The sequence below is a fragment of the Microbacterium sp. A93 genome, assembly GCF_051842835.1.
Window position 1 is genome coordinate 41,599 of the sequence record NZ_JBPXMT010000011.1, and the last position, 26,298, is coordinate 67,896.

Annotated in this window: 28 protein-coding genes; 13 read left to right on the plus strand and 15 right to left on the minus strand. The window is 65.5% G+C overall.

Annotation, left to right across the window (positions count from 1 at the left end; genetic code table 11):
- Positions 1–16 precede the first annotated feature (16 nt).
- On the plus strand, positions 17–625 hold the full coding sequence (locus tag ACSU1G_RS24915; protein ID WP_439282724.1) for a protein-L-isoaspartate O-methyltransferase family protein: 609 nt from the start codon (positions 17–19) through the stop codon (positions 623–625).
- A gap of 109 nt (positions 626–734) precedes the next feature.
- Here ACSU1G_RS24915 and ACSU1G_RS24920 read toward each other — a convergent pair whose 3' ends face one another.
- Together ACSU1G_RS24920 and ACSU1G_RS24925 are read right to left on the minus strand one after the other, a co-directional pair.
- Positions 735–1,652 (minus strand): DUF808 domain-containing protein, encoded by a 918-nt coding sequence (locus ACSU1G_RS24920; RefSeq protein WP_439282725.1) that lies wholly within the window; start codon positions 1,650–1,652, stop codon positions 735–737.
- A gap of 107 nt (positions 1,653–1,759) precedes the next feature.
- Positions 1,760–2,590 (minus strand): SDR family NAD(P)-dependent oxidoreductase, encoded by an 831-nt coding sequence (locus ACSU1G_RS24925; RefSeq protein ID WP_439282726.1) that lies wholly within the window; start codon positions 2,588–2,590, stop codon positions 1,760–1,762.
- 104 nt (positions 2,591–2,694) lie between these two features.
- Here ACSU1G_RS24925 and msrA point away from each other — a divergent pair, with 104 nt between their 5' ends.
- Positions 2,695–3,237, plus strand: a complete 543-nt coding sequence (gene msrA / locus ACSU1G_RS24930) for a peptide-methionine (S)-S-oxide reductase MsrA (protein ID WP_439282727.1) — start codon at positions 2,695–2,697, stop codon at positions 3,235–3,237.
- 107 nt (positions 3,238–3,344) lie between these two features.
- Here the strand turns inward: msrA and ACSU1G_RS24935 are convergent, their stop codons facing one another.
- From ACSU1G_RS24935 to ACSU1G_RS24955, 5 genes are all read right to left on the minus strand, one after another.
- On the minus strand, positions 3,345–3,650 hold the full coding sequence (locus ACSU1G_RS24935) for a transcriptional regulator (RefSeq protein WP_439282728.1): 306 nt from the start codon (positions 3,648–3,650) through the stop codon (positions 3,345–3,347).
- Positions 3,637–4,092, minus strand: coding sequence for a hypothetical protein (locus ACSU1G_RS24940; protein ID WP_439282729.1), 456 nt, complete (start codon positions 4,090–4,092; stop codon positions 3,637–3,639). The genes ACSU1G_RS24935 and ACSU1G_RS24940 overlap by 14 nt, the downstream gene beginning before the upstream one ends.
- 192 nt (positions 4,093–4,284) lie before the next feature.
- Entirely contained in the window at positions 4,285–5,331 is a 1,047-nt protein-coding gene (locus ACSU1G_RS24945; RefSeq protein ID WP_439282730.1) for an NAD(P)-dependent alcohol dehydrogenase, read from the minus strand.
- Between the two features lie 123 nt (positions 5,332–5,454).
- A complete protein-coding gene (locus ACSU1G_RS24950; RefSeq protein ID WP_439282731.1) occupies positions 5,455–6,255 on the minus strand; it encodes an alpha/beta fold hydrolase in 801 nt (266 codons plus the stop codon).
- A gap of 75 nt (positions 6,256–6,330) precedes the next feature.
- Positions 6,331–6,900: a TetR/AcrR family transcriptional regulator gene (locus tag ACSU1G_RS24955; RefSeq protein ID WP_439282732.1), complete on the minus strand. Its 570-nt coding sequence runs from the start codon at positions 6,898–6,900 to the stop codon at positions 6,331–6,333.
- Positions 6,901–6,976: 76 nt separating this feature from the next.
- Here ACSU1G_RS24955 and ACSU1G_RS24960 point away from each other — a divergent pair, with 76 nt between their 5' ends.
- Together ACSU1G_RS24960 and ACSU1G_RS24965 are read left to right on the plus strand one after the other, a co-directional pair.
- Entirely contained in the window at positions 6,977–9,529 is a 2,553-nt protein-coding gene (locus ACSU1G_RS24960; protein ID WP_439282733.1) for an MMPL family transporter, read from the plus strand.
- 154 nt (positions 9,530–9,683) lie between these two features.
- Entirely contained in the window at positions 9,684–10,043 is a 360-nt protein-coding gene (locus tag ACSU1G_RS24965; protein WP_439282734.1) for a hypothetical protein, read from the plus strand.
- A 5-nt stretch (positions 10,044–10,048) separates the two neighbouring features.
- Here ACSU1G_RS24965 and ACSU1G_RS24970 read toward each other — a convergent pair whose 3' ends face one another.
- Complete coding sequence (locus tag ACSU1G_RS24970; protein ID WP_439282735.1) at positions 10,049–11,764, minus strand: AMP-binding protein; 1,716 nt, start codon at positions 11,762–11,764, stop codon at positions 10,049–10,051.
- A gap of 134 nt (positions 11,765–11,898) precedes the next feature.
- Between ACSU1G_RS24970 and ACSU1G_RS24975 the strand changes: the two genes are divergently transcribed.
- Positions 11,899–13,371, plus strand: a complete 1,473-nt coding sequence (locus ACSU1G_RS24975) for an MATE family efflux transporter (RefSeq protein WP_439282736.1) — start codon at positions 11,899–11,901, stop codon at positions 13,369–13,371.
- A 6-nt stretch (positions 13,372–13,377) separates the two neighbouring features.
- Here ACSU1G_RS24975 and ACSU1G_RS24980 read toward each other — a convergent pair whose 3' ends face one another.
- Positions 13,378–13,860, minus strand: a complete 483-nt coding sequence (locus tag ACSU1G_RS24980; protein WP_439282737.1) for an Lrp/AsnC family transcriptional regulator — start codon at positions 13,858–13,860, stop codon at positions 13,378–13,380.
- Between the two features lie 112 nt (positions 13,861–13,972).
- Here ACSU1G_RS24980 and ACSU1G_RS24985 point away from each other — a divergent pair, with 112 nt between their 5' ends.
- The gene (locus ACSU1G_RS24985; RefSeq protein WP_439282738.1) at positions 13,973–15,220 is read left to right on the plus strand and encodes a trans-sulfuration enzyme family protein; all 1,248 of its coding nucleotides are present in this window, start codon (positions 13,973–13,975) and stop codon (positions 15,218–15,220) included.
- 4 nt (positions 15,221–15,224) lie between these two features.
- On the opposite strand, the gene ACSU1G_RS24990 is transcribed toward ACSU1G_RS24985, so the two are convergent.
- From ACSU1G_RS24990 to ACSU1G_RS25000, 3 genes are read right to left on the minus strand one after another with little or no spacing between them, the layout of a single operon-like run.
- A complete protein-coding gene (locus ACSU1G_RS24990) occupies positions 15,225–16,088 on the minus strand; it encodes a metal ABC transporter permease (RefSeq protein ID WP_439282739.1) in 864 nt (287 codons plus the stop codon).
- A complete protein-coding gene (locus tag ACSU1G_RS24995) occupies positions 16,085–16,822 on the minus strand; it encodes a metal ABC transporter ATP-binding protein (RefSeq protein WP_439282740.1) in 738 nt (245 codons plus the stop codon). Before ACSU1G_RS24995 ends, ACSU1G_RS24990 begins: the two co-directional genes overlap by 4 nt.
- Positions 16,819–17,787 carry a metal ABC transporter substrate-binding protein gene (locus ACSU1G_RS25000; RefSeq protein ID WP_439282741.1) on the minus strand — a complete coding sequence of 323 codons (969 nt, stop codon included), beginning with the start codon at positions 17,785–17,787 and terminating at the stop codon, positions 16,819–16,821. Before ACSU1G_RS25000 ends, ACSU1G_RS24995 begins: the two co-directional genes overlap by 4 nt.
- 216 nt (positions 17,788–18,003) lie before the next feature.
- Between ACSU1G_RS25000 and ACSU1G_RS25005 the strand changes: the two genes are divergently transcribed.
- Both ACSU1G_RS25005 and ACSU1G_RS25010 read left to right on the plus strand, forming a co-directional pair.
- Positions 18,004–18,645: a ClpP family protease gene (locus tag ACSU1G_RS25005; protein ID WP_439282742.1), complete on the plus strand. Its 642-nt coding sequence runs from the start codon at positions 18,004–18,006 to the stop codon at positions 18,643–18,645.
- The gene (locus ACSU1G_RS25010; RefSeq protein WP_439282743.1) at positions 18,642–19,238 is read left to right on the plus strand and encodes a ClpP family protease; all 597 of its coding nucleotides are present in this window, start codon (positions 18,642–18,644) and stop codon (positions 19,236–19,238) included. The genes ACSU1G_RS25005 and ACSU1G_RS25010 overlap by 4 nt, the downstream gene beginning before the upstream one ends.
- Before the next feature lie 6 nt (positions 19,239–19,244).
- On the opposite strand, the gene ACSU1G_RS25015 is transcribed toward ACSU1G_RS25010, so the two are convergent.
- Positions 19,245–19,586: a helix-turn-helix domain-containing protein gene (locus ACSU1G_RS25015; RefSeq protein ID WP_439282744.1), complete on the minus strand. Its 342-nt coding sequence runs from the start codon at positions 19,584–19,586 to the stop codon at positions 19,245–19,247.
- Between the two features lie 71 nt (positions 19,587–19,657).
- Positions 19,658–20,629, minus strand: coding sequence for an acetylxylan esterase (locus ACSU1G_RS25020; protein WP_439282745.1), 972 nt, complete (start codon positions 20,627–20,629; stop codon positions 19,658–19,660).
- 199 nt (positions 20,630–20,828) lie between these two features.
- Between ACSU1G_RS25020 and ACSU1G_RS25025 the strand changes: the two genes are divergently transcribed.
- The 3 genes from ACSU1G_RS25025 to ACSU1G_RS25035 all read left to right on the plus strand — a co-directional run bounded on the left by ACSU1G_RS25025 (position 20,829) and on the right by ACSU1G_RS25035 (position 24,021).
- Entirely contained in the window at positions 20,829–22,241 is a 1,413-nt protein-coding gene (locus tag ACSU1G_RS25025; RefSeq protein WP_439282746.1) for a cell division initiation protein, read from the plus strand.
- Positions 22,242–22,351: 110 nt separating this feature from the next.
- The gene (locus ACSU1G_RS25030; RefSeq protein WP_439282747.1) at positions 22,352–23,182 is read left to right on the plus strand and encodes a sulfurtransferase; all 831 of its coding nucleotides are present in this window, start codon (positions 22,352–22,354) and stop codon (positions 23,180–23,182) included.
- A complete protein-coding gene (locus ACSU1G_RS25035; RefSeq protein WP_439282748.1) occupies positions 23,179–24,021 on the plus strand; it encodes a universal stress protein in 843 nt (280 codons plus the stop codon). Before ACSU1G_RS25030 ends, ACSU1G_RS25035 begins: the two co-directional genes overlap by 4 nt.
- A gap of 32 nt (positions 24,022–24,053) precedes the next feature.
- Here ACSU1G_RS25035 and ACSU1G_RS25040 read toward each other — a convergent pair whose 3' ends face one another.
- A complete protein-coding gene (locus tag ACSU1G_RS25040) occupies positions 24,054–24,965 on the minus strand; it encodes a hypothetical protein (protein WP_439282749.1) in 912 nt (303 codons plus the stop codon).
- A 327-nt stretch (positions 24,966–25,292) separates the two neighbouring features.
- On the opposite strand from ACSU1G_RS25040, the gene ACSU1G_RS25045 reads away from it, so the two are divergent.
- Positions 25,293–25,940, plus strand: a complete 648-nt coding sequence (locus tag ACSU1G_RS25045; protein ID WP_439282750.1) for an acyl-CoA synthetase — start codon at positions 25,293–25,295, stop codon at positions 25,938–25,940.
- The gene (locus ACSU1G_RS25050; protein ID WP_439282751.1) at positions 25,937–26,296 is read left to right on the plus strand and encodes a hypothetical protein; all 360 of its coding nucleotides are present in this window, start codon (positions 25,937–25,939) and stop codon (positions 26,294–26,296) included. The genes ACSU1G_RS25045 and ACSU1G_RS25050 overlap by 4 nt, the downstream gene beginning before the upstream one ends.
- Positions 26,297–26,298 lie beyond the last annotated feature (2 nt).

Sequence of the window (26,298 nt, forward strand, 5' to 3'; positions counted from 1 at the left end):
GGCGTAGCGTCGTCATATGGTCGGAATCAGAGTGGATCCCGCCACCGCAATCCGCGTACGTGAAGCGATGGCCGCGACACCGCGGGCGACCTTTCTGCCACCCGCGGTGCGCCACCTCGCGGGCGCCGACCGCCCGGTGATGATCGGCTGGGACGCGACGAATTCACAGCCGTCGACCGTGGCGCGGATGCTCGAACTGCTCGACGTGCAACCCGGCGACCGGGTGCTCGATGTCGGCAGTGGCTCGGCGTGGACGACTGCGATCCTCGCCACGCTCGCGGGCCCACGAGTCTCCGTGATCGGCGTGGAAATCGTCGCAGAATTGGTGGATTACGGCCGAGAGCGACTGGCCGAAGCGGGCGTACACGCCGAGATCCGTCACGCCGAGATCCGTCACGCCGAGTCGGGGGTGCTCGGTCTCCCCGAGGAGGCGCCTTTCGACCGCATCCTGGTCTCCGCGGGAGCAAATTCGCTGCCGGATGTGCTCGTGGACCAGCTCGCGGACGGCGGGCGCCTGGTCGTTCCTGTCGCCGGGGTGATGACCGTCGTAGACATGCACGCGGGTCACGCGCGGCATGCGCAGGATCAGGGGCTGTACAGTTTCGTGCCGCTGCAAGGATCCTGAGCGGATCGACGCGCTCACGCGTCGCCGTCCGACCCAGCCCGGCGCACCAGGCCGTCCCGGCGCACCAGGTCAGCCCACGCTCCCGACGGCGCACCCGCGAGCAGAACCTCTACGCGTGCACCTTCACCGGTGATTCGCCACCCTCGGTGAAGCTCGGCGACTTGCCGAGCATCCGTCCGATCAGCAGTATCGCACCGACAATCAAGAGGCCAACCAGGAGCCCTGCGATCGCCGATACCAGCGTCTCGCCGATCCAGGCGATTACTCCGCCGAGCGGCGCGAGGAAGTGCTCGATCCCGTGCAGCAGGTCGCTGAAGAACGACAGTCCCACGTCGCCGAGGTTCGCGAGCAGCAGGTGTCCACCGACCCACAGCATCGCGACGGTGCCAACCACGCTGATGACGCGGAATACCGCCGGCATCGACCGCACGATCCGCGTACCCGTGTGGCGCACCCGGCGGGAGTCGTTCTTCGCCATCTTCAGACCGATGTCATCGATCTTCACCAGCAGTGCGACCGCGCCGTAGACAATGCCGGTCATCATCAGTGCGATGACGGTGAGGATGGCCAGCGTCATCCCGAAGCTGAGCCCCGCTTCCAGATTCGACAGCGAGATGAGCATGATCTCTGTGGAGAGGATCAGGTCAGTGCGGATGGCGCCCCACACCAGCTTGTTCTCGTTGCGTGCGCCCTCTTCCACGGCGCCGTGATGGAAACCGAACCACTCCATCACCTTCTCCGCGCCCTCGAAGCAGAGATACGTGCCACCGATGATGAGCAGATACGGCAGCACCCACGGCGCGAACGCGGTCAACAGCAACGCGATCGGGATGATGATCACGAACTTGTTCACGAGTGAGCCGAGCATGATCTTGGCGACCACGGGAAGTTCGCGCGCCGGCGAGATGCCCTGCACATATTGCGGCGTCACCGCCGCGTCGTCGATCACGACGCCGGCCGATTTCGCCGACGCCTTCAGCGCGGCGGCCAGGATGTCATCGACGACCGCGAGTAGACCAACCGACATGTGTTCTCCCGTGGATGGATCAGAGTGGGTGGATGAAAAGTGAGAAGTAGGCAAGCAACATTACTGGCACTTCACGAGACACTGACACTTCACCAGACACTGGCACTTCAGGGGCGCCCGGTGAACCTGTCCATCGAGGAGTAAACCTTGAACACCCTGTCGGCGACGACATCCCAGGCGCGTGTGGGCAGGATGCCACGCAACGCCATTGCAAGTTTCACCGTCCAGGGGCGCAGCACCATCGGTGTGCCCTTCAGCATCCCGTTCCACGCCGCCGAAGTCGCTCTCCTCGGCGTCATGATCGGTGTCAGCAGCGGACCGCGCGCACCCTTGAACATGCCGGTCGAGACGAAACTCGGACAGAACGTCGTCACCGCGATGTGCCGATGGCCGTGCGCCGCGAGTTCCAGACGAACCGATTCGCTCCAACCGATCAGCGCCCATTTGGATGCCGCGTACACGCTCATGTTCGGATTCGCGAGTGTCCCTGCGGCCGAGGCGATGTTCAGGATGCGCTTCGGGCGCGAGCTGTCGGCGATCATCGCGGGCAGCACCTCGCGGGTGAGCCACATCGCGGCCAGCGCGTTGATGCGCATGGTCGCCTCAATGTCGCGCTCAGGATCGTGCTCCCAGAACGGCGCGCCCCGAACGATGCCGGCATTGTTGATGATCACGTCAGGCGTGCCGAAGTCGACGCGTACACGCTCGAGCCCGGCGACGATCTCCTCGTGGCGTGAGACGTCCACCCGGTAGGCGCGCACACCGACGCCGGAGCGTGCGAGCTCCGTGGCCAGTGCCGTCGCGGCATCCTCGTCTATGTCCCAGAGCGCAACGGCGCGCGCGTTCGCGGCAATCGCGCGTCTGGCATACAGCTCGCCCATGCCGCGAGCGGCGCCAGTGATGAGGACAAGAGCATCAGCGATCGGGTTTTCGGCCATGGTGCAACGCTATGGCACATCCGGAATTCGGCGTTCACATAGCGCAAACGCGCCGCCTCCGCCTGAACTGCGTCAGACTGGATGACAGAAAAGGAGCGTTCACCATGACTGATACCGGAACAATCACCCGCACACCCGGCGCCGAGACGGCCGTCCTCGCTGGAGGATGCTTCTGGGGCATGGAAGACCTCATCCGCCGTCAGACCGGGGTTCTCGACACCCGGGTCGGCTACACCGGCGGCGAGAACGCGAACGCGACGTACCGCAACCACCCCGGTCACGCCGAGGCAATCGAGATCGTCTTCGATCCGACGAAGACGACGTACCGCGACATCCTCGCGTTCTTCTTCCAGATTCACGACCCGTCGACGCTGGACCGCCAGGGAAATGACGTCGGCTCGAGTTACCGCTCGGCGATCTTCCCGCTCAGCCCCGAGCAGGAGCAGGTCGCCCGCGACACCATCGCCGACGTGGATGCCTCAGGCCTCTGGCCGGGCACTGCAGTCACCGCGCTCGAGCCCGAGGGCCCGTTCTGGGAGGCCGAGCCCGAGCACCAGGACTACCTGATCACCTACCCGAACGGGTACACCTGCCACTTCCCGCGCGAGGGATGGGTGTTGCCCAAGCGGGACGCCGTCGCCCGCTGACGCCGCGAGACAACACTCCCGTCTGTACGCACCGTTTTCCGCGTGAGACACCACGTCCTACGTGGTGTCTCATGCAGGACATGACGCGCGACGTACGTGATGGTGCGCTAACTGCGCTCTGTCATCGCAGTGAGTGCGGCGACGTGCGCACGAAACGCACGTCGCCCCGCATCCGTGAGCTGCACCCAGACCCGGCTCTTGCCTGCGCGGACCGCCCGACGCTGAGTGACATACCCCGCATCCGCAAGCGCGGTGACCTGCTTGCTGAGGGCGGAGTCCGACGTCTCGAGCAGATCGCGCAGGGTCGCGAACTCCTCTTCAGTGATGGGGTCGAGCAGCGCGCAGATCCGCAGACGTGGGAGCGGATGGATGGCGGGGTCGAGGCCTAGCGATGCCTCGTCAGCCTTCGACACGGCTGACCTGCCGCGCCCAGGAGCGGTCCATGCGCGGGCCGATGCCTGCCACGAAGCCGAACAGCACGATCGCCGCGATCAGCGGAAGCCACCACCAGCCGTGCTCGGAGTACAGGGCTCGGCTGATGCCGACGATGACTCCCGCGACCACGGCGAAGCCGATGAGCTGGAGCACCATGCGCCCAGACAAGCGGATCTTGCGCACCGCGGTCGGCTGCTTCCACGCCGCCGTCACCCCGATGATGATTATGAGAGCGGCTGGGGCGAGGTACTGAACCAGGGGCGGCCAGCCCGTCGTGTACGGCGTGAGTGCGAACACGGCGAGTATCCCGCCGAACATGATCCAGTACCGCCGGGGGCGACGCAGCCGCTGCGCGTTGATCTCCCGCGCCTCATGGACGGCGTCAAGCGCTTCCCGGGTGGACGGAGCATTGTTTTCCATGCAGGAAACTCTATGGGTGTTTTTCCTGTAAGGCAAGTGGGCCACGGGATGGCGCTCGGCTGACCGCGCGAGGCGCCATGTCCGCCCGTTCGACACACTTTCCGCATGAGACACCATGCCCTACGTGGTGTCTCACGCGCAGGATGTTGCCCGGCGCAGCCGCTGGCGTCTCGCGAACGCCGAGCCTCCAGGTCAGCGGATCGTGGAGACGTCGATCACGAAGCGGTAGCGCACATCGGCTGCGAGCACCCGCGCCCAGGCCTCATTGACCTGATCGGCAGAGGTGATTTCGACCTCGGGGGCGATGCCGTGCTCGGCGCAGAAGTCGAGCATCTCCTGCGTCTCGGCGATGCCGCCGATGTTGGACCCTGCGAATGAGCGGCGGCCACCGATCAGGTTGCCCACCTTCACCGGCAGTGCTTCTGGCGGTAGTCCGACATTGACGAGAGCGCCGTCCAGCGCCAACAGCTTCAGGTGCGCGTTGATGTCGATCGTCGCGGACACCGAGTTGATGATGAGGTCGAAGTGGCCCCGCAGCGCGCGGAACGTCGCGGGGTCCTCGGTCGCGAAGTAGTGGTCGGCGCCGAGAGCCAACGCGTCGTCCTTCTTCGCCAGCGAACGCGAGAGCACGGTGACCTCGGCGCCCATCGCGTGCGCGATCTTGACCGCCATGTGACCGAGCCCGCCGAGGCCGATGACGGCGACCTTCTTGCCGGGGCCGGCGTTCCAGTGCCGCAGCGGTGAGTAGGTGGTGATGCCGGCGCACAGCAGTGGTGCGGCCTTCTCGAAGGGGATGGCCTCTGGCACGCGCAGCACGAAGTCCTCAGTGACGACGATGCCGGTGGAGTAACCGCCCTGCGTGATCGCGCCGTCGACGTCTTCAGCGCCGTAGGTTCCGGTCATGCCCTGCAGGCAGTACTGCTCTTCGCCGGCGACGCAGTTCGCGCATTCGCCGCAGGAGTTCACCATGCATCCGACACCCACGCGGTCGCCGACAGCGAACTTCGTCACCTCGGATCCGACTTCGGCGACGGTGCCGGCAATCTCATGACCGACGGTCAACGGGTAGTGCTGCGGACCCCAGTCACCCTGAACGGTGTGGATGTCGGAGTGGCAGATGCCAGACCAACGAATGTCGATGCGCACATCTGCAGGGCCAACGTCGCGGCGTTCGATGGTGCCGGCAACGAGCTGATTGGTGGGCGAGGACGCAACAATGGCGGGGATGATCGTGGGCATGCGTCCAGCGTAAGGGTGAGAAACGCTCTCCGGCTTGAGAATGGGTGTGCCAGGCACAGTTTCGGGCGGGAAACCCATTCTCGCGGCTGGATCGGGTGGCGCGGCTGGATCGGCCGGCGTGACCTACTCCTCGGCGAAGAAGTCCAGCGCGGCATCCTTGAACGCCCGTGAGCCTGGCGCGTTGAAGTGGTGCCGGTCGGGGATCTCGAAGAACCGGCCATTGGGCGCGGAGCGAGACAGTTCGCGCGAGCCCTCGATGACGGCATCCTTCGATCCGGTGGCAAACAGGATCGGCCTGGTCGGCGCGTTGGTCGGATCCGGGTCGATCGTCCGCGTCGCGCGCATCCCCTCGGCAAGTGCGAGCAGCGAGCGCAGGTCGTTGCCGGGCACGCGCTGGGTGAGCGCGATGTAGTTCTGAGTGGTCTGATCGGTGACGGGCACGCCATCGTCGACGAAGGCGCGCACCTGCTCGATGTCGAGCCGCTCGAGCGGGATGCCATCGGGCACGCCGCCCAGCACCGCACGGTTGATGCGCTGGGGCAGATCGCGCACCACCTCCCACCCGACGCGTGCGCCGAGTGAATAGCCGAGGTAGAAAGCATCCTCTACGAGGTAGGTGTCCATGACCGTTTCGACATCGGATGCGAGAGTGCGCATGGCGTACACCGTCGGGTCGTGCGGTTTCTCGCTCAGCCCGTGGCCACGCTGGTCGAGGGCGAGCACACGGTAGCCGGCACGGGTGAGGTCGCGAACCCATCCGGTGAGCACCCAGTTGTCGCGCACATTCGAGGCGAATCCGTGCGCGATGACGACGACAGGGGCATCGAGATCACCCCAGGTATATGTCGCAAGACGTATGCCGTCTGCGGCGTACACGAGCTGCGGTTTCGGCATCCGGGTCAGTTCAGAAAGAGGTGCGGCCACTTCTCCATCATGCTCCTTTCGGCCGCGGGATGCTCCCCCAGCGCACGGGCTGTGTCAGACACGCAGCGGGCTGTGTCAGACACGCAGTAGCGCCTCGACGAGTCGCGCCGCATCTTCGGGCTCGGTCGAGCCGCCACCGAGGGCCTTGAGCAGCAGCGCGCCCACGAGGGCTTCGCTGAGCTCGACGACCGGAGCGTCGGATGCCAGGTGACCCGTCTGGATGCCGGAGCGCAGCCGATCGATTACCGACTCAGCGCCGCCGAGGCTGTCTCGAAGTCGAGCACCGATCTCTTCGTTCGCAGTGGCTGCCGCGATCAGGGAGTTCACTAGGCTGCGGCCGGTCGGCTCGCGCATGACCGCGAAAATTTGCTGTACCCAGTCGATGAGGTCCTGTTTCAGATCGCCGGTGTCGGGGAGGCTCAGACGCCCAGGGAGCAGTCGGCCCTCCAGCAGGCACTCCGCGACCAGCGCACTCTTCGCCGGCCACCAGCGATAGATCGTCTGCTTGCCCACTCCGGCCTCGGCGGCGATGCCCTCGATGCTGAGGTTTTCGTAGCCGCGAGTCTGGAACAGGTGAGCCGTGGCCTGCAAAATGGCTTGTCGTGCGGCCTCGCTGCGAGGGGCGCCGCGGCGTGGTTCAGACATGCTCACAGTCTATTCGCGCTTTGCGAGACGAACCGTTCCGTATTATGGATGCTGCGGCTCGACGAAAGGCACACCAATGGCGGAACTGCTCTACCGGCTCGGACGATTCTCTGCGCGGCGCGCATGGGTAGTCATACTCTCCTGGCTGGCGGTCATCGCAGTGTCCGTCGGAGGGTTCCTCGCCGGTTTCGGAACTCTCACGTCGAGCTTCGACATTCCGAACACGCCCTCATCGAAGGTTGTCGATGAGCTGACCGAGCAGCTCCCCGCCTTTGCCGGCGCATCCGGCACCGTCGCCTTCCACACCGAGGACGGTTCGGCATTCACCGCTGAGCAGCAGACGCAGATCAGCGCGGTCATCGCCGACGCTGACGGACTGCCCGACGTCACGGGCGCGATCGACCCGTTCGTAACGGAGCAGCAGCGCGCCGACGGTGCACAGCAGCTCGTCGACGGTCAGGTCGCGATCGACGCCGCGCGCACGCAGTTGGATGACGGCCAGGCCCAGCTCGACGCCGGACGGGCCCAGCTCGCGGCGGCCCAGGGGCAGCTCGATGCCGGGCGCGCTCAGCTCGACGCTGCAGGGCTCCCGACCGATCAGCTCGATGCTCAGCAGGCGCAGCTCGACGCGCAGCTCGCCGAAGTCGACGCTCAGCAGGGAGCCATCGACGATGGCCGCGTCGAACTCGAACAGAACGCCGCGCAGGCCGTTCTTGGCACGCAGCTGCTGTCGTATGCGGACGGCATCCGCATGGTCTCCGCCGACAGCGCGGCGGCTCTGTCGAACGTCTCCTTCGAGCAGCCAAGGATGGAGCTTTCACAGGAGGCGAAGGATGCTGTCATCGCCCACTTCTCCGCGGCTGACATCGATGGCGTGGCCGTCGACTTCTCCACCGACATCGCGCAGGGCGTGCCTCAGATCCTCGGCGTCGGGGAGGCGATCGGCGTCGTAATCGCCGCGATCGTGCTGCTCGTGATGCTCGGCAGCGTCCTCGCGGCATCCTTCCCGATCGTCACTGCCTTGGTCGGCGTCGCGGTCGGGGTGCTTTCGACACTCGCGTTCTCTGGTGTGATCCAGATGGCCTCGGTCACACCGGTGCTGGGCGTGATGCTGGGACTCGCGGTGGGTATCGACTACTCACTGTTCATCGTGAATCGGCACCGCAAGCAGTTGCTGCAGGGTGCAGAGGTCGTGGAGTCAGTCGGCTTGGCGAATGGCACAGCAGGCAACGCCGTCGTCTTCGCAGGCTCGACCGTGGTCGTGGCGCTGCTTGCGCTGAACGTCACCGGCATCCCTTTCCTTGGCCTGATGGGTACGGTCGGCGCGATCTGCGTGGCTGTCGCGGTGCTCATCGCGATCACGCTGACGCCAGCGCTGCTCGGACTCGCGGGCGAGCGGATTCTGTCGCGAAAGACAAAGGAGACAGCTGCCGAGGCGCGCCTCGCATGGGCGGATGCCGCGGCGCCGAGCGCCGCACCGGCGCCGAGCGCCGCACCAGCCCCGGGTGCCGTACCGGCCCCATCCCGAGCCTCGACGATGTCAACCTGGCGAGCCATCGTCACCACGCTGGTCTCTGTGGTCGTATTGCTCGTCGTGGCGCTACCGGCCATGTCGATGCGTCTCGGGCTACCGGATGGTGCTTCCGAGCCGGAGGGATCCACCACGCACACGGCCTTCACCGTCGTGGAGGAGAACTTCGGCGCGGGTGCGAACAGTCCGATCCTCGTCGCGGCGAATGTGGCTGAGGCAGTATCGGACGACGACCTGGTCGCCACACAGGTTGCGGTTGCCGCTGAGCTTGCGGCACTCGACAACGTGGTCGCGGTCGCCCCGGTCGGCGTCTCGGATGACGCGACGATGATCGCTTTCCAGCTCGTGCCGGCCGAGGGACCGAACAGCGAGTCGACTGAGCAGCTGGTGCGGGACCTCCGTGCGCTCGGAACCCTCGACGGTGACATCACCCTCGGTGTCGCCGGTCAGGCAGCGATCAACATTGACATCTCGGAGAGTTTGCAGGACATCCTGCCGGTCTACCTCGCGGTCGTCGTCGGGCTCTCGTTGCTGATCATGATCGTCGTGTTCCGGTCGTTCCTCGTGCCGTTGATCGCCACCGGAGGCTTCGTGCTCTCGCTGCTGGCGACCTTCGGTGCAGTGGTTGCGGTGTTCCAGTGGGGCTGGTTCGCCGGCATCATCGGGATAACGAGTCCAGGGCCCATCCTGAGCTTCCTGCCGGTGATCCTCGTCGGCATCCTGTTCGGCCTGGCGATGGACTATCAGCTCTTCCTCGCATCAGGGATGCGGGAGGCCTATGTGCACGGCTCTTCGGCGAGGCAGGCGGTGGCAGAGGGCTTCCGCGCCGGACGATCGGTGGTCATTGCTGCGGGCCTGATCATGGTCGCCGTCTTCGGCGGGTTCGTATTTAGCGAGTCGACGATCATCCGCGCGTTGGGCTTCGGCCTCGCATTCGGCGTACTGATTGACGCGTTCGTGGTGCGACTTCTGCTCATGCCTGCGCTGATGCATCTGCTGGGGAAATCGGCCTGGTGGTTCCCGCGCTGGCTCGACCGCATCGTGCCGAATGTCGATGTGGAGGGCGCTTCACTCGAGCGACGCCATCACCTGCACTGAGGCAGAGTGCGCCCCCTGACACCGTTTGAATAACATCATCCTTCCGGTGGATGCGAATGTCTGCGGCACTGCGTACCGTAGAGATCACGGAGGATGACCGGGGGGTCAAAAGATGTCGTCAATAGGTGTGGTTCGTGACCTGGCAGAGTTCTTCATGCCGATCGGAATCGTCGGCGCGGTGATCGCTGTGCTGTGTGCGCTCGTCGCGGTGGTGGCTCTTGCGCGAGGATCGGCGGGAGTCGGTGGCGGTGCTGTCGCGGTCTGGATCGTCGGCGCGCTGCTGAGTCTCGCGTCGGGCTTTTCCGGCGAGTGGATTCCGGCGCTCGTGGCCGCAGGGGCCCTAGTGGTAGCCCTCGTGCTCGGCGGACTGCTGCGTGGCATGGTCAGTGCTTTCGCTGTCAGGCCGAAGCCGGTGCGTGCGGTCAGCGCAGAGCCCACAACGGTCGCCGTCGCGCAGCCGCGTCTTGTCGAACGCTTCGGCGCAGACGCGCGCGTCGAGACCAGTCGGGCCTAGCGCTCTCAGCGGTAGTCGCGGTCCAGGTGCTGGCCGGCGGCGTCCCCGCTGGTGACCCGCTCTGCTTCGCGCGCTCGCAACTCGACCCTGCGGATCTTGCCCGAGATCGTCTTCGGCAACTCTGGCACGAACTCGATGATCCGCACCCACAGGTGCGCCGACAGACGCTCGCGCGCGAAGGCGTAGATGGCGCGCGCAGCGTCTACCTCGGCATCCGGCCCGTCCACGGCATCCGCTCGCAGGCAGACATAGGCTTTCGGCACTGAAAGGCGCGTCGGATCCGGACTCGGGATCACCGCGGCTTCGACGACCAGGTCGTGCTCCAACAGCACAGACTCGAGCTCGAACGGCGAGATCTTGTAGTCGGATGCCTTGAACACGTCATCCGCTCGGCCGACGTAAGTAAGATAGCCGTCCGCATCGCGCGCGGCGATGTCACCGGTGTGGTGGAAGCCGCCTGCACGTGACTCCGCGGTCTTGGCCGGGTCGCCGTAGTACCCGGCCATGAGCCCCAGCGGGGTCTGCGCGAGATCCAGCGCGATCTCGCCCTCATGCGCGTTCACCTCGCCGGTGACCGGATCCAGCAGCACCACCGGATAACCGGGCAGCGCCCGCCCCATTGAGCCGTCCTTGACGATTTGCCCCGGGGAGTTGCCCACGCAGCATGTCATCTCGGTCTGGCCGAAGCCGTCGCGGATCGTGCCGCCCCACGCATCGCGCACTCGGCTGATGACCTCGGGGTTGAGCGGCTCACCCGCGCCGACCAGTTCGCGCGGCGGGTGCGTGAGCCGGGATAGATCGGCCTGAATCAGCATCCGCCACACCGTCGGCGGTGCACAGAACGTTGAGACGTCGTGGGTGTCCATCACGTGCATCAGCGTGTTCGCGTCGAAGCGGTCGTAGTTGTAGACGAACACGGTCGCCTCGGCGAGGAATGGTGAGTAGAAACTCGACCAGGCGTGCTTGCCCCAACCGGGGGACGAGATGTTCAGGTGCACATCTCCCGGACGCAGCCCCAGCCACCACATGGTCGACAGATGCCCGACCGGATAGGACACCTGGGTGTGCTGCACGAGTTTCGGCCGGCTGGTCGTGCCGGAGGTGAAATACAACAGGCCGGTATCGGATGCTGGGGTTGGGCCATCCGGTTCAAAATCCGTGGCGGCGCTCGCCGAAAGGGCGAAGTCGTGCCACCCTTCTGGCACTTCGCCTGTCCCGATGCGCAGCACGTCAGCGTCGATTTCGCTGAGCCGATCAGCGAGCGCGCCCAGCGTCACGACCGCGCGCGCGTGGCCGCGTTCGACGCGGTAAGCGAGATCGGATGCCGAGAGCAGAGTGGATGTCGGAATGGCGACGGCGCCGATCTTGGCGATGCCGAGCATCACCTCCCACAGTTCGATCGTGTTGTTCAACATCACGATGAGATGGTCGCCGCGGCCGATGCCGAGCGAGCGCAGCCAGGTGGCGACCTGATCGGAGCGGCGCGAAAGGTCGGCGTAGCTCCAGCTCTCGAGCGTCAGATCGGCCGAGACGATCTGCACCGCGGGGCGGTCGGGATTCTCGGCCGCGACGACGTCGAACCACTCCAGACCGAAGTTGAACTCATCGAGCTGCGGCCACCGGAATCCCGCGACCGCTCCGTCGTAGTCGGTGGCGTGCGCGAAGAGGAAGTCGCGCATCTCACGGATCGCAGTGGTAGCGGCGGTGGCAGTGCGGGTCATGGAATCCATCCTGCACCCAGTGCGGTGAATCTCGCCGCAAGTCTTCCGTTACCGAATCGATTCGATAAACTAAATGCTCGCCGGTTCTCGGCATCCTCATTTCCCATCCCGAGTTCCGGAAGTCTTTTCTCCGCATGGCCACCTCCCTCACCACAGGCCGCCCCTGGCGCGTCATCCTCGCATTCTCCGTGCCGCTGCTCATCGGCAACGTCGTCCAGCAGCTCTATCAGGTCGTCGATACGATCGTCGTCGGCCGAGAGCTGGGGGTGAACTCCCTCGCCGCTGTCGGCGCGACCGGTTCTCTGCTGTTCCTGCTGCTCGGTTTCGCCTGGGGCATGACCAGCGGTTTCGCGATTCCGACCGCGCAGGCCTTCGGCGCGAAAGACCATGAGGCTGTGCGACGCTCGGTCGCCACTGGAACCGTGCTCGCCGCGATCGCCAGCGTGATCATCACGATCGCGGGGCCGCTGCTGGCCGAACCCGTGCTGGTGCTCATGCAAACACCGCCCGAGCTGCTCGCAGAGGCCGTACTGTTCACGCAGATCAGCTTCCTCGGTGGCGGCGCGACGATGTTCTTCAACTACCTCTCGGCGATCATCCGCGCGATCGGCGACTCGAAGACCCCGCTGGTATTCCTCACGATCTCGTGCGCCGTGAACGTCGTGCTCGTGATCGTTCTGGTGGGACCGGTCGGATGGGGTGTCGCTGGTGCCGCGCTGGCTACCGTCGTCGCCCAGGCGATCTCGGTCGTGCTGTGCCTGGACTTCGTCAGACGGCGGATGCCGGCGCTGCACATCCGCCGGGCAGACTGGAAGATTTCGAAGGCTGACCTCACCGAGCACCTGCGCTTGGGTTTGCCGATGGGCTTCCAGGCATCGATCATCGCGATCGGAACCCTGGTGGTGCAGGTCGCCCTGAACCTGCAGGGAGCCGATGCCGTCGCCGCATACACAACGGCATCCCGCGTCGACAGTCTCGCGTCCGCGCTGCTGGCTTCGCTGGGACTTGCCGTCTCCATGTACGTGGCGCAGAACTTCGGCGGACGCCGGCCCGACCGCATCCGTGCCGGTGTCGTGCAGGCGACATGGATGGCCATCATCGCCTCCCTGGTACTGGGTGTTGTGCTGATCGCTTTCGGCACCAACCTCGTGCGGCTGTTCATCGGCGACGGATCGGACGAGGTCGTCGAGCTCGCGCATCTCATGCTCATCATCAACGGTGCGACGTACTCGCTGCTGGGCGTGCTGTTCGTGCTGCGCGGTGCACTGCAGGGGCTCGGTCAAGCGCTGATTCCGACCGTGACTGGCCTCGTCGAACTCGTCATGCGCATTGCTGCTGCGGTCGCGCTGGGTGCGGTGCTGGGCTTCGGTGGTGTTGCGCTGAGCAACCCGCTCGCCTGGATTGGTGCGGTCGTCATCCTGGTTCCCGGGTATGTGCGTGCGCACAAGGCGCTGGCGCGGATGCCGATCGATCCGGACGAGATGACGCTCACCACGCCGATTGCCATCGTCGGACCCGATAACAGCTCGCTGAATGTGGATGCCATCGTCACGCAGTCGGTGCCGACCATCGTGCAGCGACGGTGGAAGCGGCTGCTCAAGCGCTAACGCGGCCTACCGTGCGAGCAGCCCGCTGCCATCGCGCAGCTCGAACACCAGCTGCGTCTCCGTGCCGCGGACGACGGGATGCACGGTGATGTGTTCCAGCACGATGTCGCGCAGTGCCGCAGCATCTTGCACTGCGACGTGCACTAGGAAGTCGTCGACGCCGGCGACGTGAAAAACCTGCAGCACGCGCGGCATCACGGCGAGAGCATCGAACAATGCGTTGACCTTCTCCCCGGTGTGATTCGCCAGGCGCACCTTGATGATCGCCTGGAGTGGAAAGCCGAGAGCGGCCTCGTCGAGGCGGATGCGGGTGTCGCGAATGATGCCACGATCGCGCAGGCTCCGCACGCGATGCGCGCACGTCGACTCTGCGATTCCCAGCTGATGCGCGAGCGCCTTATTGGTGAGATCGGCGCTGATGCTGAGCGCGGCGAGGATCTCGAGATCGAGTTCATCGAGGGATGCTGCAGGCAGTTGTGCTTTCGACAATCTGACTACCTCCGGATCGAGCGTCTTTGCTGAAGAAGTCGGAAACCGTGTCCTTTACGGCAAGTATTGTCGAATCTTCCCACTCAAGTTGCGATTCCGGCAAGATTGGGGGATGACTGCACTGCATCCCGATAAGCCGCTGCACCCGGATACCGTCGCCGTCCACAGCGGGCGCGCCGACCTTACTGAACTCGGCGTCCATGCCCTGCCGATCGACCTCTCCACCACGAATCCGCTGCCGGATATTGAACGCGGCGGCGACTCCTACGAGGCGATGGCGACCGGTGGCCGGCCGCCGGCTGACGGCAGCATGGTCTACGCGCGCTTGTGGAACCCGACGGTCGCGCGGTTCGAGGATGCGCTCGCCGAGATGGAGCACGCTGAGGCCGCAGTGGCATTCTCCTCGGGGATGGCGGCGATGACCGCGACGATTCTCGCGATGACTTCGGCGACCGGGCGGCACCACGTCGTGGCGGTACGACCGCTGTACGGCGGAACGGATCACCTGCTGGGCTCTGGTCTGCTGGGCACCGAGACGACCTATTGCCACCCGTCGGAGGTGGGTGTCAGTATCCGTCCCGATACCGGTCTTGTCGTCATGGAGACGCCGGCGAATCCGACGCTCGAACTCGTCGACATTGCCGCTGTCGTGGCAGCGGCGGGAGATGTGCCCGTCGTAGTCGACAACACCTTCGCGACGCCGATTTTGCAGAACCCGCTCGATCATGGGGCGGCCATGTCACTGCACAGCGCGACGAAGTACCTCGGCGGACACGGCGACGTGATCGCGGGTGTCATCGCCTGCAGTGAGACCACGGCCGAGGCGCTGCGCCGGGTGCGGGCGGTGACCGGGGGATTGCTGCATCCGCTCGGCGCGTACCTGCTGCACCGCGGGCTCACCACGCTGCCGGTGCGGATGCGTCAGCAACAGGAGAACGCGCAGCAGATCGTGCAGTGGCTGATCGATCAGCCCGAGGTGGATGAGGTGTTCTTCCCTGGTCTCAGTGGGGATCCGGAGGGGATTCTCGAGCGGCAGATGCGCGGGACCGGAGCGATGATCGCAATGCGGATGCGCGGTGGGTATGCCGCGGCGAGTTCGGTCGCGTCAGCCGTGCAGCTGTTCACGCACGCGGTCTCTCTTGGCGGCGTGGATTCGCTGATCCAGCATCCGGCAGCGCTCACTCATCGCCCGGTTCCCGCGGATGCGCGCCCGGATGCGGACGTGCTGCGGCTGTCAATCGGGCTGGAAAACGCCGGAGACCTCATCGCCGACCTCGGGCAGGCGCTCCGTCAGCTGGCTCAGATGCCGACGGCGACGGATCTGGGATCATCCGCGGAGCCGAGCGCCCGGTTGCTGTAGCGAGTTATGACGCGACGACGGCCGGCACCCGCCGCCGCAGACGCTTGCCGATCACGCCCTGGTGCGGCGCGAACAGGTACACGAGCGCGAACACGCAGCCCTGCACCATGACGACGAGCCCGCCGGATGCCGCATCGATCCAGTAGCTGAGGTAGATGCCGATTACGCTGCACAGCGCCGACATCACGGGCGCGATCACGAGCATCCGTCCGAATCGATCGGTCAGCAGATATGCGGTCGCGCCGGGGATGATCAGCATCGCCACGACCAGCACGACTCCGACGACCTGCAGCGCGACGACCGACGTCAGTGCGAGCACGCCGAGCAATAGGGCGCCGAGGAAGCGCGGCGAGAGCCCGATCGCGAACGCGTGCGTGGGGTCGAAGGCGTAGAGGGTGAGGTCGCGGCGTTTGATGATCAGCACGCCGAAGGCCACGGCGGCGAGGATCGCGATCTGCAGCAGGTCGGTGTCAGAGACTCCGAGGATGTTGCCGAAGATGATGTGGTTGAGGTCGGTCTGGCTCGGGGTGACCGAGATCAACACCAATCCGAACGCAAACAGGGTCGTGAAGACGATGCCGATCGCGGCATCCTCTTTCACACGGCTCGTGCCTCGGATCAATCCGATCAGACCGACCGCGAGGAAGCCGAAGACCAGCGCCCCGATCGCGAACGGTGCCCCGAAGATGTACGCGAACACGACGCCGGGCAGCACCGCGTGCGAGACGGCATCGCCCATCAGCGACCAGCCCACCAGTACGAGCCAGCACGACAGCAGCGCGCACACGATCGCGGCAATCACGGTGGTGACCAGGGCGCGCACCATGAAGTCGTACTGCAGCGGCTCCAGAATCCAGTCAAAGATCATGACGCCTCCAACCCGAAGGCTCGGGACAGATTGGCCGGTTCGAGCGCCTCAGTGACAGAACCGTGGAACAGCACCCGGTGCAGTAGCAGGACGGCTTCATCGGCCAGCGACGGCAACGCGTGCAGATCGTGGGTAGAGACCAGCACTGTATCTCCTGATGCCGCGAGCTCGCGCAACAGCCGCACGATCGTCGCCTCGCTGCGCTTATCGACACCGGCGAATGGCTCATCAAGCAGCAGGATGCCTGCACCCTGCGCGATGCCGCGTGCGACGAAGGCGCGCTTGCGCTGCCCGCCGGAGAGCTGCCCGATCTGCCGGTTCGCGAGATCGGTCAGCTCTACTCGTTCCAGGGCCTCGTCAACGGCATCCCGGTCGACCTGACGCGCTCGCCGCATGAGGCCCTGTTTTCCGTACCGCCCCATCATCACGACGTCGCGCACCGAGACGGGGAAGGTCCAATCGACGTCCTCGCTCTGCGGTACGTAGCCGACGAGTCCGTGCTTGCGGGCGGATGCCGGATCCATGCCGTCGAGTGTGGTCGAGCCGGATGCCGGACGCACCAGCCCCAGGATCGTCTTGAACAGCGTGGACTTGCCCGAGCCGTTCATGCCGATGAGCCCGGTGATGCGACCCGCCTCGACATTCAATGAGACGTCATCCAGGGCGAGCACGTCGCCGTAGCGAACGGTGATTCCGCGCACTTCGATGGCGCTGCGCGCCTTGATGGTGCTCATGAGCCGGGCCCGGCGCCGGTCAGCCCAGCGACGATCGTGTCGGCGTCGTGGCGGATGAGGTCGAGGTACGTCGGCACTGGGCCATCAGCCGTCGACAGCGAGTCGACGTAGAGCGTGCCGCCGAACTCGGCATCCGTCGCATCGACGACCTGTCGCATCGCCTTGTCAGAGACGGTCGATTCGCAGAAGACCGCGGGCACGTCATTCTCTTTGACGAACTCGATTGCCGCAGCGATCTGGCGCGGAGTGGACTGCTGCTCAGCGTTCACGGCCCAGATGTATGCCTCGGTGAGGCCGGCATCCCGGGCGAGATAGGAGAACGCGCCTTCGCAAGTCACGAGTGCACGCTCGTTCTTGGGCAGTGTCTCGAGCTCGGCGGTGAGGTCATCCTGCACCTGCTGCAGCTCGGCCTTGTACACCTCGGCGTTGGCTGAGAACTCCTCGGCGTGCGTGGGGTCGAGCTCGGCGAACGCGGTGACCATGTTGTCGACGTAGAGCTGCGCGTTCGCGGGGCTCATCCAGGCGTGTGGATTCGGCTTTCCGGCATACGCGTCCGCGGTGATGTCGATCACGTCGATCCCGTCGGAGACGACCACGTGCGGTACCTCGACCGAGTCGACGAACTGCGCGAACCAGACCTCGAGGTTCAAACCGTTGTCCAGGATGAGGTCGGCATCGGCGGCCTTGCGCACATCGCCCGGCGTCGGTTCGTAGCCGTGGATCTCTGCGCCGGGCTTCGTGATCGACTCCACGCGCAGGTGCTCGCCCGCGACATTCTGGGCGATATCGGCGAGTACGGTGAAGGTGGTCAACACCATCGGGCGGTCGTCATTCGCGGCATCCGGGGTCGCGGCATCCGGGTCGATGGAGTTCGGTCCGGCGCATCCGGCCAGCACGACGGTGCCAGCGAGGACGAGCGCCGCAGCGGCGTGGGTCAGCGACGCGAACCGAGAATTTTTAGGCACACCGAAAACGTACCTTTTAGGTGCACCGAAAACAAGCGTCGCGGGGGTTGGTCCGGGCACACCTGCAGGGCGGATGCACGGACGTAGGGCGAAACGCCGTTGAATTCCCCTGCATCCGTTCGATGGCCCTGCAAGTGTGAGTCCCATCCGCCCACGGCAGAGCCGCTCTGAGCAGATTCGGGCACCGGGGTCGCCCCGGCGACGCACTCTGGATCCATGAGCGAAGACAACCCCATCCCGCAGTTCGGTCCTGACGCCCGCCGCGCACTGTTCCACGAGCGCATCCTCGTGCTCGACGGCGAACTTAACGATGACAACGGCACTCTGCTGATGACGCAGCTGCTGACCCTTTCGGCGGAAGACTCGGCCGCAGATATCGCCCTGTGGATTCACTCTCCTGGCGGATCGGTGCCGTCGATGCTCGCCATCCGCGACATCATGAATCTCATCCCGAACGACGTCGCGACCCTCGCCCTCGGCACAGCCGCAAGCGCCGGGCAGTTCCTGCTCTCCGCAGGCACGAAGGGAAAGCGGCGCGCCCTGCCACACGCGAGGATCCTGATGCACCAGGGGTCTGCCGGGATCGGCGGCTCCGCGGGGGAGATCGAGACGCAGGCCGACGATCTCCGCCAGATGCGCGACACCGTGCTCGGACTCGTCTCCGAAGACACCGGTCAGAGCGTCGAGCGCATATTCGAGGACTCGCTGCATGACCGCTGGTACACCGCCACGCAGTCACAGGAGTACGGATTCATTGACGACATCGTCACATCCATCGCAGAAGTCATGCCGCGTCGCCGTGTGCGGGTCGGGTTGGGGACGGATGCCGCATCCACAACACAAGGAGCGAAGTCATGAGCAGCTACACGATCCCGAACGTCATCGCGCAGCATCCGCGCGGGGAACGCGTCATGGACGTCTACTCGCACCTGCTTGCCGAGCGCGTGATCTATCTCGGCACCGGAATCGATGCCGGCGTCGCCAACGCGCTGATCGCCCAGCTGCTGCATCTGGATTCGGACAGCCCGGATACCGGCATCCAGTTCTACATCAACAGCGAGGGCGGCGATCCGGGCGCGGCACTGGCGATTTACGACACGATGCAGCACATCCGGCCAGCGGTCGCGACGACCGTCGTCGGTCAGGCGATCGGACCGGCCGCACTCCTCGCCGCCGCCGGTGCGCCGGGGCAGCGGGCTGCGTTGACGCACGCGCGGATCGTGCTTCATCAGCCCGCCGGACAGTCGCGCGGGGCGATCCCCGACCTCATCCTCGCCGCCGACGAGGTGGTCAGGGTGCGTGCCGACATGGAAGCCGTGCTCGCCAGGCACACCGGTCGTTCCGTCGAAGCACTGCGCGCTGACACCGACCGGGATCGGGTGTTCACGGCATCCGCCGCGTTGGACTACGGACTGATCGACACCGTATTGGGGGAGCGGATGGTCGTGTGACGGCGCTCAGGCAGCGAGGGCGAAGACGCCAACGGCAGCGGATGCCGGGATCGATGCTGCGCGTAGCTCCTCGGCCACGTTGCTGGTGAGGTCGACGAGCGTGACGTCCAGGGCTCCGCCGATCGCGGCGATCATCTCGCTGGACGGCTCCTTGAGTCCTCGCTCGACCTCGGAGAGGTACTGCGGAGAGACGCCCGCCTTCTCGGCCGTCTCAGTGAGAGTCTCTTCGCGCTCGTGCCGAAGCCTGCGCAGCTGATCGCCGAGCAACTGGCGCCAGAGCGGCTCGGGCTCGTTCTGGCGCCGACGCGGTGGGGTCGGCGTACGCGGGAAAGCGATGATCTCGGCCATGGTTCACGGTAACGCCGCCGTCGCCCACTGCGACAGTCGTTCTGCTCAGAGCAGAACGGGCCCACCCGCCCTCACCCGGCCAGCTGCTCCGCGAGGAACGCGGCCTGGCGCTCCCACTGCAAGCCCTGGCCACCCTCGTGTTCGTTGAAGGCGTACTCGACGATCTCTGCGATTCCGCCCCAGTTGTTGCGCGCGGCGTACACGGTCGATGGCGGGCACACCGGATCCATCAGCGCGACCGAGAAGAGCGAAGGACAGGTGGCGCGGCGGGCGAGGTTCACACCGTCGAAGTACGACAGGGTCTGGAAGGTGCGCTCCGTGGCATCGCGGTGAATCGACAGGTACCGGACGACCTCGTTGTACGGGTCGCGGCCGGTCATCCCTACGGCACGTTCGAATTGGCACAGGAACGGCACGTCTGGCATTGCGGCGATGAGCCCGTTAGACAGGGCGGCTGCGGCGATCGCGATCCCGCCGCCCTGGCTTCCGCCGCACACGGCCACGCGCGATGCATCGATCCGGTCGAGCGAGCGGATGGCGTCGATCGCGAGCACCGCATCCGTGTAGACGCGGCGGTAATAATAGCTGTTCGGGTCTTCGATCCCTCGGGTCATGAATCCAGGGGCCGCCGGACCCGAGCCATGCGGGTCGGGGGTGACGCCGCCGGTGCCCCAGGCGCTGCCCTGTCCGCGGGTGTCCATGAAGAAGTGCGCGTATCCAGACGTCGCCCATCCGAGTCGCTCGTGCGGCAGCCCGCGACCTCCGCCGTATCCGTTGTACTCGACCACTGCGGGCAGTGGCTCATCCGTTCCGGCAGGCAGCAACAGCCATCCACCGATCGGATCCCCGCCGAAGCCGCTGAAGGTCACGTCGTAGACCTCGACGGCCTGAAGCGGAGAGTCGATTCGCCGCAGCTGAATCGGCTGCGCGAGCGCACGTGAGGCGGAAAGCGTCTGCTCCCAGAAGTCGTCGAAATCGGTGGGTTCGGCGATTTCGGGGCGGTAGGAGCGCAGCTCCTCGGGTGGCAGATCAAAACGCGGCATTGCGGCATCCTTCAATCGGGGGTCGGCGGCAGTTTATCTGGGCGCCAATCGTTGCCACGTCACGGCCTGCCTCGATTAGTCTTGACGTTGAGATCTCCCCTCGTTTTCCTCCCCATTTCTGCGCACTGCCTTTTTCGCCTTGACGCCCCTTGCGTCGGGAGAGTTATCCAGCGCGCAGATGTCAGAAAGGTGTTCCCCTGTGAATGACTCCGCCGAGAACAACGTCGACGAGCAGGGGTCTGACTTCTTCGACCAGCTCACCCAGGGGCAGACGCGAGAGCAGGGCGCTTTCACGATCGGCTTCCGCGGATACGACAAGGGTGAGGTGGATGCCGCGATGGCGGGCCTGCGGATGCAGCTGCAGCGCGCCGACGCAGGACTTGCCGAGGCACGCTCCGGCGTGAGCCGCGACGTCGAATCTGTGCGCTCCGAGGTCGAAGCCGTACGTGCCGAGAGCGACGCTCGCATCGCTGAGATCGAGGCGCAGGCTGATGACCGTGTGGCCGCGCTGGAGGCAGAACTCGCCGCCGCACGCGTGCAGGCAGATGATGCCGAACAGCAGGTCGCGACGCTTGCGAATGAACTTGTGGATGCGCCCAAGAGCGAAGCCGACGCCGAGGGATCGCGCCTGCAGTTCGAGGCAGTGCTGAGGGTTGCTGAGGAACAGTCCTCCGTGCTGATCCAGAACGCTGCCGTGCAGGCGGATCGTCTGCTCGAGGCCGCTCGCGCAGAAGCAGATACCCGACGGGCTGAACTCGCCGCCGAAGTCGACCGGATCACCGCACAGGCGCAGCACGATGCCGATCAGGTTCGACTGCGTATCGACACGGAGTACACCGCCCATGAGGCGCGCGTGCAGCGCGAGGGGGCGCACGCTTCGGAGAAGGTCATCCAGGCTGAGCAGGAGGCGGCGACAGTCCGCACCGAGGCGGAGAAGGGTTCCGCCGCGCTGCGCTCGATGGTCACCCGTGAGACCAGCCAGCAGCGCGCCGATGCCGAGCGTGAGGTGCGCGAGATGAACGCTCGCGTGCTGGAATTCGAAGAGACACTGACCCGCCGTCAGGATGAGGCGCAGCAGGAGTTCTTGCTGTTGCACAACCAGGCCGTCGCTCACGCCGAGCGCATCACGGGCGATGCCAATGAGCAGGTCGCGTCCTCCCTCGAGCACACCAAGCGGATCTCCGCGAAGGCCGACGACTACGAGCGTCTGATGCGCACGCAGGCTCAGGCTATTGAAGCGGATGCGCAGGTGCGTTCTCGCGAGACCCTCGAGCGTGCACGGGTGAAGGCGCAGAAGATCGTCAGCACAGTCACCGGTCACACCACCGAGGTGCTGCGTGATGCTGAGGATCGCACCCGCCAGCTGCGCTGGCAGCAGCAGCAGCTGAACAGTTTCATGGCTGAGGTACGCGAGCTGATTCGCCCCGAGGGTGTGCCGAGCGCGGATGCCGCGGATGCAGAGTCGGACGAAGATGAAGATGCTGTCGAACTCGACGAGGATGCTGCCGATGTCGAGGCTGACGAGGTTGAGAACGAGTCGGACGACGACGACGACGATGACGACGACGACGCAGAAGACGAAGTAGACCGCAAGAAGGCGAAGACGAAGTAGACGCCAAAGCCTGAGCGCTTCTAGTCCATTCGGAAGGCACCGCAGCGTACGCGCTCCGGTGCCTTTCGTGTTTCGCCCCGCGCCATCAGCGTTCGTCGTAGCCTGGGAGCATGTCCCATATGGTGAGCGCGACCGAACTGGCTGAGCTGAGGAGTTCCGGTGTGCGTATCCTCGACGTGCGTTTCCGGTTGGACCAGCCAGACGGTCGATCCGACTATCTCGAGGGCCACATCCCCGGCGCGGTATATGTCGACCTCGAGTCGGAGCTGTCCCGTCCCGGGCGCTCCGATGAGGGGCGGCACCCATTGCCGTCGACAGAGCACGTGCAGGATGCTGCGCGCAGCTGGGGGCTCAACGATGGCGATGTTGTCGTCGTCTATGACGACTATCGGGGGCTGGCGGCTGCGCGTGCGTGGTGGCTGCTGAGCCGTGGCGGTGTCGACGTGCGAGTGCTGGACGGCGGATGGGCCGAGTGGCAGGCCGCCGGTGGTGACGTTGAGACCGGTTCGGCCGAGTTCACGCCCGGCACGGTGACCTTGACTGATATTGCAGGTGACAGTCTCACGATCGATGAGGCTGCGGCATTCCCGGAATCCGGGGTGCTCATCGACGCGCGTGCGCCGGAGCGATTCCGCGGCGAGATCGAGCCGCTGGATCCGATCGCTGGACATATCCCGGGTGCGATGAATCTGCCGATGGGGGTGCACCTTCGAGAGGATGGCACGCTGCGCGATCTCGACTCTCTGCGAAGGAACTTCGCCGACGTTGGGATTGGCAACGAGACGCCCGTTGCCGCCTACTGCGGATCGGGAATCACCGCTGCGCATACGGCGCTCGTGCTCGCAGAGGTAGGCATCGATGCGAAGATTTTCCACGGTTCGTGGAGCCAATGGTCGAACACGCCTGGTCGACCGATCGCTAAAGGGGAGCACACATCATGAGCAAACGAATCGTCGTCGGGATCGAGCAGACGTCGGCAGGGGAGCGGGCGCTCGCCTGGGCCGCCCAGCGAGCAGCAGAGCGGAAGAGCGCTCTGCTGCTCGTTTCCGTTGTCAGCGGTGCACTGGGTGTGGTCGGCGAGGGCGAACTGCTCGCCGAGGCTGAACGTCAGACACAGGACTGGCTGAGTGCCGAGTCCGAGCGACTGCGCACCCACGGTCTGCGTGTCGAGACCCAAGTCCTTCTCGGCAACCCGGTCGCCCAGCTTGCGAAGGCGTCAGATGAAGAGGAGATGCTCGTCATCGGCAGCGACTATCGCGGGCCAGGGGAAGGGCCAGCGCGTGGCCTTCACGGCGTGCGCATTGCGTCCGCGGCATCCGTTCCGGTCGTAGTGATCCCCGACATGGATGTCACCGGGCGTACCGGCGTTGTCGTTGGTGTCGATGGTTCGCCCGTCTCTGAGGCGGCGATCGCCTTCGCGGCCGCCGAGGCTGACCGACTTCACGAGCCACTCATCGCGGTCGCCGTCTGGACGCCGATGACGGTGAAGCCGCGCAACGCGTTTGTGTACCCGGATGACTATCTGGAGAATCTGAATCTTGCCGCCGAGGAGAGTCTGGCGCTCTCCCTCGCAGGCCTTCGTCAGGACTACCCCGATCTCGAGATCCAGACGCAAGTCCGGCGCGGCTACCCGTCTGCGATCATCAGCGAGCTCGCATCCGATGCCAGGCTCGCTGTCGTCGGTTCGCACGGTCGCGGTGCGGTGGCACGGTTCCTGCTCGGTTCGATCAGCCACGAGGTGCTCACATATCTCCGTACGCCGACGGCAGTGGTCAGGTAGCGCGCGAGATATAGCGGCGCCGCACTGCCGACTCACGCTCGTTCGCCGAACCCCCAGCGCAGCACGAGCATCCCTGGGCCCCACCCGTGGCGCACCTGGTGAATCGTCGTGGCGCCGTCGAGGAACAGCGGTGTCACCCTGGTGTCCGTGGGGGTCTCCTCGACCTCCTCGATCCAGTCCGGCAGGGCGTCGGGGTGGAACCTGGTCCAGAGCACGATGTCGCGACACCGGCGGGCGACGCCATGTCCGGTCTCGCTGGTGCTCGGATAGCCGGGTGGGTACTCCAGCTTCCACTCGATCATCGTCGTCTGCGCGGGCCCGAGTGGGCGCTCGAGCTCGAACATCGCGCCGTGTACCTCACCGCTCGGGTGCGAATGGCGGCGAGAGATGTGTCCGCCGGAGACGAAGCTGAAGGTGGGGGCAGGCGTGCGAACCCCGGGGGTGAGATCGAGATAAGGGACGTTCGTGATCGTTCCGGAGGTGGACTGCAGAAGCGTGCGTGTGGTGCGTGAGATCACGAAGCCATCGCTGCCGACCTCGGTGACCGCGGTGGTTGCGACGTCACGTGCAGGATCCATGACCGGAGCATCCAGAGCTAGGAACGTCTCGGCCACAGCCTGCTCTAGGCGTCCTTCTTCCATTGGATACTGCGGTGGGCCGATAGGGCCGACGCGCTGGGTGGGGCCGATCAATGACAGCAGAGCGCGGGCATCCAGATCGAGCAGCGACTCGATCTGCTCGATCGCGGCCATCGATTGAGGCCCCTCCGGGCGCCGTGCACCAGAGCGCCAGTAGCTGAGCGTCGCCGCCGAGACGGGGTTGCCGCTCTCTGCCAGGCGCTCCCGCAACCACGTGAGAGTGACGCCACGCGCGAGGATCGCCGAGCTCAATGCCGCAGCGAAGTCGACCTTTTCGTCGACGCCGGCGGATTCTTCTTCGAACATCACAGACCTCCCCAGGTATGTGAAGAAGCAATGTCTAACCTTGAGCATAAGACCACGCGGGTACCCGGGCTCGGGTTCACACGTGGGCGACACGGCCGGATCGCGGCGGATAGGGCACTATCCACGCACGCGGTCTGCCCGTTACGCAGTGTCCCCCCGCTGCGTGTATGTGAGGTTCGCTTGTCGTTCTGGGGACGGCAGTCGAACCTCACATTCCTCTTCACGAGAGGCCATCGGCCCCGGAATCGCAGATGCCCGACGGTGGGCGTGCGCGCACCCGCCCACGCGTAGACTGGATACACCACCCCGGAGGACCGAGGAATCGTCATGTCTGCCCCAGATCGCACCTTCACTGTGCGCCACGTCCAGTTGCTGCGCGCACTTTTCGCGGCGGCGGCGGCTCTCATGATCACGTTCTCGTCTGATCACTCCGCAGCGGTCGGCTTCGCCGTCTTCGGCGGTTTCGTCGCAGCGAGCGGGTTCGTCCTGATCCTCGGCGCCTGGCAGTCGGTCCCCGCCGGATCGCGCTGGCCGTTCATCCTGCTGGCAGTGATCGACCTTCTTGCGGCGATCACGAGTGGCATCCCGACCTGGCGCACCGATGGCATCTTCTTCATCGTCGTCATCATCTGGGCCGCGGCATCCGGTCTGGTCGAGCTGATCGCCGGCCTTCGTGCACGCCGTACCGACCCCACCGCGAAGGATGCCATTACGGTCGGCGCCCTGGGTCTCGTCCTCGCGGTCGTCCTACTCATCATTCCGGCTGACTACTCTCTGCAGTACTCAGTCGAAGGTGCGGGAGCACTGACGCTCTCTGGAATCATCCTCGCCGTCGGCATGGTCGGCGGTTACACCGCCATCGTCGCGGTCTTCCTTGCTATCGCCGGCTTCTCGCCGCGACGCGAGGCTGTGCAGAAGGATGCCGAAACCGTTGACGCCGCAAGCGCACCGGTCGAGACTGGAGGAGCCGCGTGAGCGACAACAAGCCCAACCGCCGAGAGTTGCTGCGTCCGTTGCACCTGCTCGGGATCGCACTTGTCTGCGGTGTGTTCGCCGCGGTCGTCACCCTCGTATCAACAGGTGCCTTCACCGATCGCGTCAATCGGTTGATCTCCTCCGGCAACTACGACGGTCTGACTCCGATCGCCCTGGGCCTTGTCATCGGCGGCGGAGCGTTCATTGTCACGCTGCTTGTCATGTCGATGCTGATCCTCGCCGTCGACCCGCGCGAGTACGAGAGCAAGACTCTCGACCGTCCTGTGCTCTACGACGAGGAACCTGGCGACCAGCCCGCGGCGGATGCGGACGGCTCGGGCTCCTCGAAGTCCTAGCC